This is a genomic window from Nocardia rhizosphaerihabitans, from assembly GCF_014646295.1.
Taxonomy (GTDB): domain Bacteria; phylum Actinomycetota; class Actinomycetes; order Mycobacteriales; family Mycobacteriaceae; genus Nocardia; species Nocardia rhizosphaerihabitans.
Genome location: NZ_BMNE01000003.1, coordinates 98,440 through 112,678 on the forward strand (window position 1 = coordinate 98,440; position 14,239 = coordinate 112,678).

Consider the following 14,239-nt stretch of genomic DNA (forward strand, 5'->3'; position numbering starts at 1 on the left):
TGGCCCTCCCGCCCGGCAAGTTCACGGTCGAAACCATGGCGATGCCGGCCATGCCGACCGACCCGAACCAACCGGTGAGCCCGCAAAATCTCCGCACCGGTTCCCCCGCGACCCGGCCCGGATGGCGAGTCGACATCACAGCTGAGCATTGTCGAGAAAGGGAACACCCGTGAATCTCGAGAAATCCATCTCCGCTGCATTCTGCGCCCTCGGCCTTGCCATCCTGCCCGCGGTTCAGGCACAAGCCGACGACCACGTCGTCGTCGGCCCGGGAACCTCGATCGGAACCTGCACCATCGCCTCCGTCGGCACCGACAACCACGGCAATCTTGTCGCGCTGACCGCCGGGCACTGCATGCGCGTCCCGCATGAGGGCGTGAGCGTCGGCGGCCGACAGGTCGGGAATTTCGCGGCTTGGTCCAGCACGTGGCCTTCGGAGCTCTTCCGGGAGGACGCCCAGCTCGACTACGCGGTGATCAAGCTCGACCCCAAGGTCGTCACGCCCACCAACCTCACCCCGGAGGGCCATCGCGTCGACCGCATCACCCCTTACCCCGATCCCAGACAGCTGCTGTGCAAGTACGGCCAGGTCACCGAGCACACCTGCGGCAAGGTGCTGGAACGCGACCGCAACGCGGTGCGGTCCTGGCAGCTGGTCTTCCCGGGCGATTCCGGTGGTCCGGCCTACGTGGGCTCGGCGCTGGTCGGCATCGCCTCCTCGATCAACCTGCTGCGCGTCTGGGCCCCCGTCCAGTTCACCGGAATCGGCGGCGTGCTGGCGGATCTCGCGGCCCAGGGTGGCGTCGGCGCCGGCTTCACCCCGATCAGATAACGGGCGGTCCCCGCGCAGGTGGACGTGGCGGACGAGCACGCGGTCGCCGTCGATGCGCTGCCGGCGCTATTCTGTGCGGCGCAGCGCCCGATCGAGCACACGGTCGGCAAGCACGATCGTCGATGCGACCGGGTTGTCGAGTTGTTCGGGCGCATGTGGTCTGCATTTGAGTAGGGTGCAGGCGAACACAGCTTCCGACACAGACCAGCACGGCAGCATTGACGACGCAGAGGCGGTGTACCGCGCGGCGGCCGAGGCCGGTGACATCGCTGCGATGACCCAGCTCGCCATGCTTATCGAGGAGAACGCCGAGTACGAGGAAGCCGAAATGTGGTACCGCCGCACTGCCCGCGCCTCCAGCTCGTCCGGGTGCTTCTTCGGTGCTGCCACGAATGACTCCTTCCGGTCCTATCGGACCACAGTCAGAGCCCTCCGAGAAAGCGGGGGAACCTCATCCCGAGCTGCGGCCGATTCCTGCAGCCCGACTCACCGCCGTTGCGCCACCCAGCGTGGCGACGCTCGAGCGGTTCGACATCGGCTCAGACGGAGAACTCGACCTGTCCGGACTCGCCGAGGTGGACGGCATCGACAGTGACGGTGGCGACGAACTGTCCGTGACCCGGCTGGAAGATGGACGACTTGGGGTCGCTCATCCAGGCGCCGGGACCGATGGCATGGACAACGCGGATGCCGGTTTCACTGGTGGTGAGATTCTTCCAGTGCAGGGTGACCTTCAGGCTGCAAGCGCCGACGCCAGTCATGTTGGTACTGACGGTGAACGCGGCCGAGTCCGGGTATCCCGGGCCATGCACCGACGAATCGACCACGGCGATACACGCGCCGTTGGTCAGCGAGTAGATCGTCTCGAATTCGCCGCCCGACGCGGCGGACGCGGGCGCCGCTGTCAGGGCGAGAAGGGTGGCCGACGCAAGGGCGCCGCCAGCGGACAAAGCCGAAATTCTGGCCGAAATCATCGGAACCCCTGTCAAATTGGGATGGACGTCGGATCGGGTCAACGATACCGTCGGCGTGACAACCTCGAGGCGAAGCGGCGCAGTCGGTCGCCGATTATGCCGAGCTCCTGTTCCCAGTCCAACACGCACAGGATGTTCAGCGGAACGAGGTGCCCACCGGGCACGTGCCCCGCCTCGTCCGGCTAGATCAGTCCATCTCCCAGCGCTCCTGGTCGGTCACGGGGGCTCCCACAGCGCGACCCATCCACTGCCGGTGTCGGCGAGCCATTGAACTCGATGACGGAAGTCGTAGCGGACTTGGTAATCAGCTCTCTTACCAGGGGCTTCGCCAGTTAGCACCTCAAGGGACGCCTCAATCATCCAGCACGGCAACGTGGTTCAACGCGACGATGAAAGGCTCCATCAAGGAGATCTCGCAGCTGAAGTTCGTCGGAGCGACCTGGCCGACTCGGCTGCTGGCCTTCGCGATCCATCGAGACAGAGCGTCATCCCACCGCAGCTTCTTTGCCTCAAACGACTGGGTCACAGACGATCTCAGCGATCGAAGTGAATAGCGCCGCTCTGCGGCTGACATCCGCTGACTACATCGATTCACCGATCAGTCGAATGCGTCGTGTCCTCGGCGTGACGGCTGATTGGTTTTGCTGTGAGGAGATGGTGAGGTAACGATTCTCGTCGGCGCTGAGGTGTTGCAGACCAATGGATTCGGAGGCTTCGACGTCATGCAGGACTTTCGTCATCCGTTCGGCCACGGCACGTCTCTGGCATCACCGACGAGTCTGACGTTCGAAGGATGTCGCCCAGGAGCGCGCTATCGTGCTCCGACCTGGAAACTCCTAACCGTCTTTCCCGTCAGCTGGGCGCGGCGCATGTCCGACGAGCACGGACCTTCTTGCGACCGATCGGTGGTCGTATGTGCGTGCTGAACCGCATGTGCCGCAGCAGGTTTGTCTGTCGTGACGCGCTGGCGGAGCGAATTGGGTCGTTCTCTGGTCTGCGACCTCGGCCGAGCCGAATGGTTGTGGATAGCGAGTGTGTCCTCCTCCGGACACAAACAGTACGCCCACGGGTGGTGTCGCTTCGGCGATCACCCGTGTTCCGTCTCTATAGGTGAGCTTCAGTCCGAGCTGGCGGTAGACCGCGTTCTTGTCATCGGCATCCGAGTGGCGAAGTACCTGGTTGCCGGCCGATCCTTGCAGCGCTGTCAGGCGCGCGATTGCGTCACGGCGTTCGGCCTGAGTCTGTCGGGTCCACGCTGCCACTGTGGCTGGATCGGCACCGGCTTCGAGCGCATCGCGGTGTCGGGCAAGCTTGCGGTCGAAGCTCCTGACGAGCTGTCTGGCGGCGTCGAGCTCGGGGGAGCGGTCTGGCTGCGCGGCTTCGAGCGCTGCGAGTGTGTCTTCGATGGGGTGGGGGTGGAAGGTCTGCGTGAGCCATTCGTCCAGGGGTTCTTGGGTCGTGTTTCAGCGGCTTGCTCTCGCCGCCGGACCCGAAACGATCGCCGTGTCCGAGCCCCGCGAGCTCGACCCGGTGTTGCGACGGCGAGTCGCACGTTCTTGTCACAGTTCTCCCGGACGCACTGTCCTAGTTGTCGACACCACATGAACACCTGTCGAGACGAGGTTGGATTATGGACATCAGCACGGGTCACGCCATCGAGACAATGGACGATCTGCGTCGCCATCTGCAGTGGGCGATCGAGCTCGAGCACGCGACCATACCGCCGTACATGTGCGCGCTGTATTCGCTGGAGCCGGGCGCCAATGCCGAAGCGGCACAGGTCATCAGCAGCGTATTCGTAGAGGAGATGCTGCACTTGGCGCTGGCGGCGAATCTGCTCAATGCGGTAGGTGGCGAGCCCAAGCTCGACGCGCCCGAATTGCTGCCCGCGTATCCGCATCCGCTGCCGCACGGCGATCGATCCGTACAGATACAGCTCGCGCCGTTCGGTTCCGAAGCCCTCGAATTGTTCTTGAACATCGAACGGCCCGCCTCGGCGGACGCGCTACCCGAATCCGACGGCTACCACACGATCGGGCAGTTCTACGCGGCCGTCGAACTCGGTCTCATCTCGCTGGTCGACACCCTCGGCGAGGATGCCGTCTTCTGCGGCGACCCCGGTCGGCAGCTCAACGAGATGCACTTCACCAGTGGTGGCGGACAGGTCGTTCCGGTGCACGATCTGAAGTCGGCGCTGACGGCGCTGGCCGAGATCGTCGAGCAGGGCGAAGGCGCGGCACGGACCGAGGTGTGGGACGGCGAGAAGGACGTCTTCCATCCCGATCGCGACGAGGTCGCCCACTACTATCGCTTCCTCGAACTGAAGGAAGGCAAGCGGTTCCAGCTCGGTGACACCCCGCAGTCCGGGCCCACTGGTGAACCGATCCTGTTCGACCCCGACAAAGTGCTGCCGATGCGCCCCAACCCCCGCACCGCCGACTATCCGGAAGGCAGCACGGTCCGCCGCGCGCAGGTGGAATTCAACAACACCTACTGCCTGCTGTTGTATCTACTGGAGGACACCTTCAATGGCAGCCCGTCGCAGATGCGGGATGCGGTGGGGACGATGTACGCGTTGAAGTCCCAGGCCCAGGCGCTCATGAAGATGCCCAGCGGTGACGGCCGCACCACCGCGGGGCCGACCTTCGAGTACGTAGCGCCGCAGGACCGAGCGTAGTCGAACGGCCTCGGCACAAGCACTGTCACAAAATCACCGCCTGCCCTGTCCTTGGTATAGCGGAGTTTCGCTGACCCCGCGGAAACGTCCGAACGAAAGGAATGAGCATGAAGATCGTCGTCATCGGCGGCACCGGCCTGATCGGCTCCAAGCTCGTCGCACGACTCGGTGAGCACGGCCACCAGGCGGTTCCGGCCGCACCCAATACCGGCGTGAACTCCATCACCGGTGAGGGAGTCAAAGAAGTACTGCAGGACGCGAACGTGGTGATCGACGTTTCCAATTCGCCGTCGTTCGCAGACAACGACGTGATGGAGTTCTTCCGGACCTCCACGACGAACCTGCTCGAGGCCGCTGCCGCGGCCGGTGTCGGGCATTACGTCGCGCTGTCGGTGGTGGGTTCGGAACGGTTGCCGGATTCCGGGTATCTGCGGGCGAAGGTGGCGCAGGAGGAGCTGATCGCGGGATCGGGTCTGCCGTACTCGATCGTGCGCGCCACGCAATTCTTCGAATTCGCCGGTGGTATAGCGGATTCCGCGACCGTTGACGGTCAGGTGCGGCTCCCGGGTTCCAGTATGCAGCCGATGGCCGCGGACGATGTGGCTGCCGCTGTCGGACGTACGGCGGCGGGCGAGCCGAAGAACGGGACCATCGAGGTCGGTGGCCCGGAGGTCATCGCCCTCGACGAATGGATCCGGACCGTGCTGAGCGCGCGGTCGGATGCGCGCACGGTGGTCACCGATCCCGAGGCCCGGTATTTCGGGGCGGTGCCGCAGCGCGAGCTGCTGCCCGGCGGCGATGCGCAACTGGCGCAGACGCGGCTGTCGGAGTGGCTGACCAGCAACTGAACTGTTCGCGCGGGCGGCGTCGGCCCGCCCGCGCGCACTGCCCCCTTCGGAAGGGAACGAAGCGATGCTCACATCCGACGAACGTCAGATCGCGACGTCGGTGCTCGTCGTCGGCACCGGCGGTTCCGGCCTCCGTGCGGCGATCGAACTGGCCGAGCGCGGCATCGATGTTGTGGTGGTGGGAAAGCGGCCGAAGGCGGACGCGCACACCACCCTCGCTGCCGGCGGTATCAATGCCGCGCTGTCGACCATGGACGTCGAGGACAGCTGGCAGCAGCACGCGGCGGACACGATCACCGAAAGCTACCTGCTGGCGCGCCCCGATACCGCCCAGGTGGTCGCCGAGAACGCCGCGCGCGGAATCGAGGATCTCGAGCGTTGGGGGATGCCGTTCGCTCGCGAATCCGACGGCCGGATCTCGCTGCGATTCTTCGGCGCGCACACCTACCGGCGAACCGCGTTCGCCGGTGATTACACCGGCCTCGAGATCCAGCGGACCCTGGTGAACCGGGCCGCGCAGCTCGGCATCCAGATCGTCGATACCTGCTATGTGACCCGAATCCTGGTGCGTGACAACGTGGTTTTCGGCGCCTACGGTTTCGATCTCGACAGTGGCGAGCGCTACGTATTCCGAGCCGACGCGGTAATCCTCGCCGCCGGTGGGCACACCCGCATCTGGCGTCGCACCTCTTCCCGACGTGATGAGAACACCGGTGATTCGTTCCGGCTCGCAGTCCTCGCGGGCGGCCGGATTCGTGACCCGGAGCTCGTGCAGTTCCACCCGTCCGGGCTCATCGAACCCGAGAACGCGGCCGGGACACTGGTATCGGAAGCCGCACGGGGAGAAGGCGGCGTTCTTCGCAACGTCGCGGGAGAGCGCTTCATGCGGCGCTACGACGCGGAACGCATGGAGCTCTCGACCCGCGACCGGGTCGCACTGGCCGCCTATACCGAGATCAAGGAGGGTCGAGGAACACCGAACGGTGCTGTCTGGCTGGATGTTTCGCACCTGCCTCGCGAAACGATCATGCGGCGACTGCCGCGCGTCTATCAGACGATGTTGGAGCTGCAAATGCTCGACATCACTCGCGATCCGATCGAAATCGCGCCGACGGCGCACTATTCCATGGGCGGAGTGTGGGTTCGCTCCGAAGATCACGGTACCGGCGTCGAGGGCCTCTATGCGATCGGCGAGGCATCGAGCGGTCTGCACGGTGCCAACCGGCTCGGCGGCAACTCGCTGATCGAACTGCTCGTCTACGGCCGGATCGTCGGCGAGGCGGCAGCGCGGTACTCGGCCGAGCTGGTTGCACAGCGTCGGTCCCACAGTGCGCTCGTCGAGGCCCGCGCCGAGATCGATGAGCTGCTGGCGGTCGACGGGCAGGAGAACGTACGGGCCCTGCAACGCGCCGTGCGCGACACCATGACCGAGCACGCAGGCGTGGTGCGCGACGAGACCGGGATCCGGGCAGGCTTGTCCGAACTCGACGAGGTCGAGGATCGAATGACGAATATCGGCGTGCACCCCGACGCCGCCGGGTTCCAGGATCTGGCGCACGCCTTCGATCTGAAGTCCTCGGTGCTCGCGGCACGCGCCACCTTGGAAGCCGCGCTGGAGCGACGCGAAACCCGTGGCTGCCACAATCGGTCCGATTACCCCGACCTGGATCCGGCGCTGCGGGTGAACCTCGTGTGGTCCGGTCCCGGCAAGCTCGAACGCGAGGAGATCCCCGCGATCCCCGACGATATCGCCCGGCTCATGCGAGATGTATCGACGGAAGGCAAATTGGTCGAATGACGGCATCGTGTGGGCGCACTCGATACCCGCTGTTCGGTGCTGCTCGCTCAGCATGGTTGCTGTATGCCACGCCACCCGCGTACGGCTGGCGCGAGTAACGTCGTGGGAGATGGTGGCCGAAACGAGGCGGGGATATGAATCACGCGATTGCCGGTGGCGTCGGAACGACCGCGCGATGAGTGGACCCGCAGGTACCGACCTGGGAAAAGCGGTCGACGATTTCTCCGCGCAGAAGGGACGGCTGTTCGGCATCGCCTACCGAATGCTCGGCACCGTTGCCGACGCCGAGGACATCGTCCAGGACGTCTGGGTGAAGTGGCAGTCCTACGCCGACCGCGATTCCGTGCGTGATGTGGAGGCGTTCCTCGTCACCATGACCACCCGGCAGGCGATCAATGCCACGCAGACAGCGCGGGTCCGCCGGGAGACCTATATCGGTCCGTGGCTGCCCGAGCCTGTGGACACCAGTGCTGATCCCTCGCTCGGCGCGGAGCGCGCCGCGGCATTGGAGACCGCGGTCCTGGTTGTCCTGGAGAAGATGACGCCGACCGAGCGGGCGGCGTTCGTCCTGCGGGAAGCTTTCGACTACCCCTACGGCCGGATCGCCGAAGTGCTCGAAATCAAGGAACCAGCCGCCCGGAAGCTGGTGAGCCGGGCACGCCAGGCCATCGAGTCCGACCGGCGGGTATCAGTCGACACCGTGCATCAGCGACGTCTGCTCGCTGCCTTCTTGAATGCCGCGCGCGCCGGTGAATTCGATGAACTCGAGGCGCTTTTCGCCACCGATGTCGCCAGTTACTCCGACGGCGGCGGCGCGGTGCGCAATGCCTCGCGCATTCCGGTATTCGGACGGACGCGCGTGGCGAAGTACGTGGCCGCGTTCGCCTCACACTTCTGGACGGGGGTCGCCATCGACTGGGTCGACGCCAACGGTCGCGCGTCGGTGGTGATCAGCTGCGACGGAGCCCCCATCGCCTGGCTCGGGGTCGGTGCGGCCGACGACGAGACGATCGACCGGCTCTACTGGGTGTTCAACCCCGCGAAGCTCGGTCATATCGCCCATGTCGTCGCTGTTGCGGGGGAGTCCGCCGCGCCGTGAAACATCATCGGCCCATGGTTCAGCGCCTGCGTCGACCACGAATGGTGATCGTCGAGAAAACCACGGTCAGCGCGACCGTCTACGTCAGCGCCTGGACGGGTATCGGCGGTGGCGGACGCTCGTCAGCGTGGGGGTCAGGGGTTCGATTCGCCCCCGCCGCCGGTGCGTGGTTCGCGGCGCTGGCCGCCACTGATCGATCCGTCGCTCCCTGTTCATGATCAGGGTCTGCCACACAACCAGGATGTCTCCGGCGGCATCATCGACAACCCCGGCGCGAGTGTGCTTCAGTCGAACAGGCGCAGAGCCTCCACCGGGCAGCTGTCGACCGCCAGCCGCACGTCGTCGAGTTCGTCTTCTGCTACCTGGTCCGTCAGCACCGTCACGTTGCCTTCGTCGTCCACCCGAAAGATGTCGGGTAGCAATGCTTCGCACATGCCGTGGCCCTCGCAACGGGTGCGGTCGGCGGCGATCTTCATGCGGACACCGAGGCGCCGAGGTGTTCGAGTCGGATGGGTAGGCCATCGAGGGGGACAGGGCCGGTTGCCCAGCCCATCGGCGGCGTGTAGTCGGCGGGCACGGTCCAGCGGTAGTGCAACAGCATGCGGTGCATGATCGCCTTGACTGTCATACCGCCGAAATAGAGTCCGATGCATTTGTGTGCGCCACCACCGAAAGGGGCCCAGGTATAGCGGTGAGCCTTGTCCTCGTGCCGTTCGGCCGTGAACCGTTCGGGATCGAACACGTCGGGGTCGTTCCACCAGCGGGCCTGACGCATGGCCGAGTACGACCCGATCATCACCAAGGTGCCGGCGGGTACGAACTGCCCCTGAATCGCGGTATCCCGCACGGTTTCGCGGATCTGCTGCCCGACAGGGGAGTACATCCGCAGAATCTCTTTGAAGACCAGATCCATGGTCGGCAGCCGGTCCAGATCGGCATAGTCGAGTGACTCCTTGCCCAACGCCTGCGATTCGGCGCGCAGCCGGTCCTGCCATTCGGGATGCAATCCGAGCTGATACCCCATCATCGACACCGCGATCGTGCTGGTGTCGTGCGCGCCGAGCAGGACGAAGATCAGATGGTCGACGATATCCTGGTCGGTGAATGTATGGCCCTCCTCGGATGCGGTGCGGCACAACACGCTGAACAGATCCTCGCCATTTCCCGCGCGTTTGGCAGGCAGCTCGCGGCGACAGTGATCTTCCAGCACTGCGCGCCCGCGCAGTCCGCGTGCCCACAGACCGCCGGGCAGATTCGTGCGCACCAGCGCCTGGCCGCCACGCACCGCATCGATGAACGCCCGCTCCAGCCGGGCGGCCTCCGAGCCGAGATTCGCCCCCATGAACACTTCCGAGGACAAGCCGAGCAGCAGGCGTTTGGCCGCCGGATAGAGCTGGAAATCGCGATTCGGTGTCCAGTCGCGCATACCGCGCTCGATGGCCGGGCTGGTGATATCGAGATAGCCGACCAACCGCGGCCGGGTGAAGGCCTGCTGCAAAATCCGACGGTGGTAGCGGTGTTCCTCGAAGTCGCGCAGCAGGATGCCGCCGTGGAAGAACGGGCCGATGAAGAAGGTGTAGCCGCGCTGCGCGGAATACACCTTGTCGCGGTCGGCGAGTACCTCTTCGGTGGCCTCCGGTCCGGCGACCATGACAACGCGTCGCCCGACAAGTCCGGCCCAGTGCACCGGCCCATACTTGTCGAAACGGCGGCGGGCGAAATCGAGACTGTCGCTCATCGCGGGTATTGCGTGCCCGATGAGCGGGACACCGTAATCGCCCATGATCGGACGTAATCCGCTGCCGGGCAGCGGGTCTGCCAGCGCGCGGGTCTGCGAAGGATATCGCTCGGCAATAGCGGATACGGCGGATTTGGCCCGTCGGCCCAGGGTCGACATCATCTTCGTTGTCCTCTCGCACCGTTGCGATGTGGTGTGACTTGGAGCATACAGGAATCAGTCGTTTCCGTAAACGATTGATTCCCGTTTCTGATGCGGCATACTGAGGGTTGTGACACGGGCAGCGACCGGCATCTATCGCGGCACCTCGGCCGAACAGCGACGCGACGAACGCCGCCGGCGGTTGATGGACGCTGCCCTCGACATCATCGGCACCCAGGGCTGGGCTGCGACCACCGTGCGCGGAGTCTGCGAACAGGCCAAGGTCGGTCCGCGGTTCTTCTACGAGAGCTTCGACGACCTCGACGCACTCGCCGCCGCCGTACACGACGAGATCATCGAAACCGCGATCCGCAGCTCATTGGACGCACTCGCCGCCGCACCGGATGACATCGCAGCCAAAACGCGGGCAGCCGTCACCGCCATCCTCAATTCCGTCGTCGACGATCCTCGCCGCGCCCGAATCGCTTTCGCCGAGGCGCACGGCAGCGAAATCCTGATGCGCCGCCGCGCCGCCGCCATGCGCACTATCGCCGACGTCGTCGCCGAACAGGAACGCGCACTGTTCGACCCGCCGGCCGGCAGTGAAACCCTGGTCCGTGCGGTCTCTCTGATGATCACCGGCGGCGCCGCCGAATTGGTCCTGGCCTGGCTCGACGGCGGTATGGACATCAGCCGCGACGAACTGATCAACCTGTGCGTCGAATTCGTGCTGACCTTTGCCGACAACCTGACCACGATGGCCGCCCGATTGGCGCATTGAATGCGCGCACTGGACGGTGGAACCTTCGGCTGCCAGGACATGTCCCAACAACCGCCTGGGAGTTGAGCGAATGTTGTTCCGCTTGCGAACCGGGATGCCGTGGCGGGACCTGCCCGAGGTGTTCGGCCCGTGGCAGACAGTATGGAAACGGCACCGCCGCTATGCCGCCGACGGCACCTGGGATCGGGTGCTGGTCGCGTTGACCGCGGTCGCGGACGCGACCGGGAACTCGGTTGGGTGGTTGCGGTCGATTCGACGATCGTGCGGGTGCATCAACACGGCGCCAACATCGGTCGTGGTGGTGGCGCGGTTTCCGGCCCGGATGGTGAGCCATGCGCCGGCTGATCACGGGATCGGCCGGTCTCGGGGCGGGCGGACTACCAAAGCTCATCTGGCCACCGGCGGCAACGGCCGGGGTTTGGCGGTGTTGATCACCCGCGGGCCAGGCCGCAGATTGCCCGATGATATCCGCGGTACTCGACTCGATCGTGGTCCCGAAGCTGGTCGGTGGTCCGGCGCGACGCACCCCTGATCGGGTTTTGGCCGATAAGGCGTATTCCTCGGCGGCGAACCGAAAACTGCTGCGGAGCAAGCGAATCGTGGTGGTAATTCCGCAACGGTCTGATCAGGTCGCCAACCGGAAACGACGCGGACGTGACGGTGGACGCCCGCCCGGGTTCGACTCCGATGCCTACCAGGGTCGCAATGTGGTCGAGCGGGCGTTCGATAAGGCCAGGCCTGGCCTGTTCTCCGACGCGCCAGGAGCGCAGATCGGCGCCGCTGCGGACGCCACACGATCCCAAGCATCGGCGATTGCATTCACGTCGAATCCGGCTCCGGTCCAACGTCGGTGACCCCGCACTGGATTGGGGTGCTGAGCGGTGCGCTGCACCGAACATAGGTCTCTGACAGCCGCGGTGCACGCCGGACGGCCGAGATGACAGCGGTGGGTCGGTGCGGTCCTCGTCGTTTCCCGTGCGAGCTCACAGCCTGCGCCGACCCATCGACCTGCCGGTAGCGAGCCCTCGGCAACACCCGGACCGGGCGAGGCGGGCTCGTAGGCGACGAAGTGGGCCAGTCGTAACGGTTGGTGGCTGGTTGCGGGTTTCGGGGTCTCGAGGGGCCTACTGTCTGGTTCAACAGTGGGTTGGCCCGAACCGGTTGCCACCGGTTCACGACGAGCGAGGTGGTGGGACTGCCATGGTCGACGGGGCGGTTTCCGGGGGTGCTGATCAGTGGTCGGGTAGCGGACGGCTGCTGGCGGTCCTGCTGGCGATGGCGATGTTCGTCCTCGTCGTGGACACCTCGCTGATGAACGTGTCGATCTCGGCGGTGGTGCGCGACCTCGACACCACCGTCAGCGGTGTGCAGTCCGCGATCGCGCTCGAGGCGTTGGTGTCGGCGGCCTTCATCCTGATCGGCAGCAAAGTCGGGGATCTGATCGGCCGCAGACGCGCCTACGTGCTGGGCCTGCTCGGCTACGCGACCGGGGCGGCCGCGATGACGTTCGCGCAGAGTCTGACCACGGTGATCGTCCTGTGGGCCGTGGTCGGTGGCATCGGTGCGTCTCTGCTGTTGCCCGCCATGCAGTCACTGGTGCACGGCAACTTCCACGGGGCCGCGCAGAAGAAGGTGTACGCACTCGTCGGCGCGGCGGCCGCGATCGCCGCCGCTGTGGGACCACTGCTGGGCGGCTTCGTCACGACCTACCTGTCGTGGCGCGTCGGGTTCGCGCTCGAGGTGGTGATCATCGCCGTCGTCCTGTCGGGTATCGGGCTGGTTCGCGACGTGCCCTACACGGGGGCGCGAGGAGTGGATGTGGTCGGTGCCGCGCTGTCGGTCGTGGGCATGGGTGGCATTGTGCTGGGGATCCTGGTGTGGCAGGAAGGTGGCGAGGCCGTCGCGGCCTTGCTGGTGGTCGGTGCGGCGGCGTTGATCGGGCTCGCGTACTGGCTGATTCGCCGGAAGCGGCGGGGCGAACCCGCTCTGATGGATCCGGACCTGTTCCGGTCCAGGGTGTTCCGGCTCGGGGTCACCGGGCAGATGCTCCAGCAGATCGCTTTGGGTGGCACGATGATCGCTCTGCCGATCTACCTGCAGATGGTGCTCGAGTACAACGCGATGCAGGCGGGCCTGTCGCTGGCTCCGTTGTCGCTGAGCATGTTCGCCGTGGCGCTGCTCGCGGGGAAGTGGGCAGGGGCTCGGCGTTCGGCGACGATCATCCGGTGGGGTTTCGTCCTGGTCACCGTCGGCATCGCGGTGCTCGTCCCGCTGGTGCCCCGCGCCGAGTTCGGGTGGGCGTTGCTGGCGCCGCTCGTCGTCGCCGGCGCGGGTTTGGGTCTGCTCGTCTCGCAGTTGAACAACTACACCCTCGCGCCGATCTCGGAGGAACGAGTCAGCGAAGCCTCGGGCACCAACTCCGCCGCCGGGTCGTTCGGGCTCTCGTTCGGTCTGGCGTTCGCCGGCGCGGTCATGCTGGCCACGCTATCGCTCACTTTCACCGCGATGGCGAAGTCGAGCGAGGTGCTCCCACCCGCAGAGCAGGAGCACGTCGCCCAGGTCCTCGAGGACGACGCGCAGGTCATGAGCAACACCGAACTCGAGTCCCTGCTCGCTGGTCAGCCCCCGGCGATCCGCGAGGAGATCGTCCGGATCAACACCGACGCACGGCCACTCGCGCTGCAGGCGGCGCTGCTCGTGCCGATCCTCGCCGCACTGCTCGGGCTGCTCAATTCGTTCCGGATGGTGCGCGAACCCGACGCACCGCCCGCAGCACCGGGCACCACGCCCGGGCTGCTCTGACCTCCCTTGCCGTGACACAGGCCGGTATTGCCGTGTGCCACACAGGCAGGCCCGCGCGGTGTGGCAGCGGTGGCGAAAGCGACGCGACGTACCCGGCACGTTCTGGCGCGGTGACCTGACATCCCCTCTCCGTACCGTTGCCGGAAGCGTCGGCCGAATTCGGTTGCCCAGGGCACTCTGACGCCGACCGGATCGCTCAGCTCGATGCCGAGATTGCCTCAGTGCGAGCGTGTTTCAGCGTTAGAACGGCGTCGACGGCCGACCGCCGCCTGGGCTGGACTGATACCGTGGCGAAAAATCGGTTCAGTGGCCGACATTCGGGGCGTCCATGACTGCAACACGTCCACCCCTCACCGTGCGCGGGGCGGCGGTGGTGTTCGGGGTCATCGCGATTCGAGTGTGGTCGGGTAACCCGGACGGTCGGATGGCCGCGGCCGGGACTGCCGGGTTCATCGGAGCCAACGGCATTGCCGCGATGTTCGATCCGTCATCGCTCGGTGTCGGTATCGCGGTGGTGATCCTCGCCGCGGCGATTCGGACGAGTTCTGG

Annotated in this window: 13 protein-coding genes and 1 pseudogene; 9 read left to right on the top strand and 5 right to left on the bottom strand. The window is 65.8% G+C overall.

Annotation, left to right across the window (positions count from 1 at the left end):
- Positions 1-169: 169 nt before the first annotated feature.
- Positions 170-832 (top strand): trypsin-like serine protease, encoded by a 663-nt coding sequence (locus IEY60_RS13215; RefSeq protein ID WP_189027744.1) that lies wholly within the window; start codon positions 170-172, stop codon positions 830-832.
- 66 nt (positions 833-898) lie between these two features.
- On the opposite strand, the gene IEY60_RS13220 is transcribed toward IEY60_RS13215, so the two are convergent.
- The 3 genes from IEY60_RS13220 to IEY60_RS13230 all read right to left on the bottom strand — a co-directional run bounded on the left by IEY60_RS13220 (position 899) and on the right by IEY60_RS13230 (position 2,558).
- Entirely contained in the window at positions 899-1,222 is a 324-nt protein-coding gene (locus IEY60_RS13220) for a hypothetical protein (protein WP_189027746.1), read from the bottom strand.
- A gap of 149 nt (positions 1,223-1,371) precedes the next feature.
- Positions 1,372-1,782 (bottom strand): hypothetical protein, encoded by a 411-nt coding sequence (locus IEY60_RS13225; RefSeq protein WP_229739796.1) that lies wholly within the window; start codon positions 1,780-1,782, stop codon positions 1,372-1,374.
- Between the two features lie 605 nt (positions 1,783-2,387).
- Positions 2,388-2,558, bottom strand: a complete 171-nt coding sequence (locus IEY60_RS13230) for a hypothetical protein (protein ID WP_189027748.1) — start codon at positions 2,556-2,558, stop codon at positions 2,388-2,390.
- Between the two features lie 878 nt (positions 2,559-3,436).
- On the opposite strand from IEY60_RS13230, the gene IEY60_RS13235 reads away from it, so the two are divergent.
- From IEY60_RS13235 to IEY60_RS13250, 4 genes are all read left to right on the top strand, one after another.
- On the top strand, positions 3,437-4,483 hold the full coding sequence (locus tag IEY60_RS13235) for a ferritin-like domain-containing protein (RefSeq protein ID WP_189027750.1): 1,047 nt from the start codon (positions 3,437-3,439) through the stop codon (positions 4,481-4,483).
- Positions 4,484-4,590: 107 nt separating this feature from the next.
- Positions 4,591-5,331 (top strand): SDR family oxidoreductase, encoded by a 741-nt coding sequence (locus tag IEY60_RS13240; protein ID WP_189027752.1) that lies wholly within the window; start codon positions 4,591-4,593, stop codon positions 5,329-5,331.
- A 64-nt stretch (positions 5,332-5,395) separates the two neighbouring features.
- Positions 5,396-7,129: an L-aspartate oxidase gene (locus tag IEY60_RS13245; protein ID WP_189027754.1), complete on the top strand. Its 1,734-nt coding sequence runs from the start codon at positions 5,396-5,398 to the stop codon at positions 7,127-7,129.
- A gap of 175 nt (positions 7,130-7,304) precedes the next feature.
- Positions 7,305-8,228: an RNA polymerase sigma-70 factor gene (locus tag IEY60_RS13250; RefSeq protein WP_189027756.1), complete on the top strand. Its 924-nt coding sequence runs from the start codon at positions 7,305-7,307 to the stop codon at positions 8,226-8,228.
- Positions 8,229-8,512: 284 nt separating this feature from the next.
- Here the strand turns inward: IEY60_RS13250 and IEY60_RS13255 are convergent, their stop codons facing one another.
- Positions 8,513-8,704: a ferredoxin gene (locus tag IEY60_RS13255; protein ID WP_189027758.1), complete on the bottom strand. Its 192-nt coding sequence runs from the start codon at positions 8,702-8,704 to the stop codon at positions 8,513-8,515.
- Positions 8,701-10,128 carry a cytochrome P450 gene (locus IEY60_RS13260; RefSeq protein ID WP_308426100.1) on the bottom strand — a complete coding sequence of 476 codons (1,428 nt, stop codon included), beginning with the start codon at positions 10,126-10,128 and terminating at the stop codon, positions 8,701-8,703. The genes IEY60_RS13255 and IEY60_RS13260 overlap by 4 nt, the downstream gene beginning before the upstream one ends.
- 109 nt (positions 10,129-10,237) lie before the next feature.
- Here IEY60_RS13260 and IEY60_RS13265 point away from each other — a divergent pair, with 109 nt between their 5' ends.
- From IEY60_RS13265 to IEY60_RS13280, 4 genes and pseudogenes are all read left to right on the top strand, one after another.
- Positions 10,238-10,888: a TetR/AcrR family transcriptional regulator gene (locus IEY60_RS13265; RefSeq protein ID WP_189027760.1), complete on the top strand. Its 651-nt coding sequence runs from the start codon at positions 10,238-10,240 to the stop codon at positions 10,886-10,888.
- A gap of 16 nt (positions 10,889-10,904) precedes the next feature.
- Positions 10,905-11,420 carry a transposase gene (locus IEY60_RS36495; protein ID WP_373291713.1) on the top strand — a complete coding sequence of 172 codons (516 nt, stop codon included), beginning with the start codon at positions 10,905-10,907 and terminating at the stop codon, positions 11,418-11,420.
- Positions 11,341-11,742 (top strand): annotated as a pseudogene (locus IEY60_RS13275) (transposase); the annotation flags it as partial. The gene IEY60_RS36495 and the pseudogene IEY60_RS13275, both read left to right, overlap by 80 nt.
- A gap of 346 nt (positions 11,743-12,088) precedes the next feature.
- Complete coding sequence (locus tag IEY60_RS13280) at positions 12,089-13,690, top strand: MFS transporter (protein ID WP_189027767.1); 1,602 nt, start codon at positions 12,089-12,091, stop codon at positions 13,688-13,690.
- The last annotated feature ends 549 nt before the right edge of the window (positions 13,691-14,239 follow it).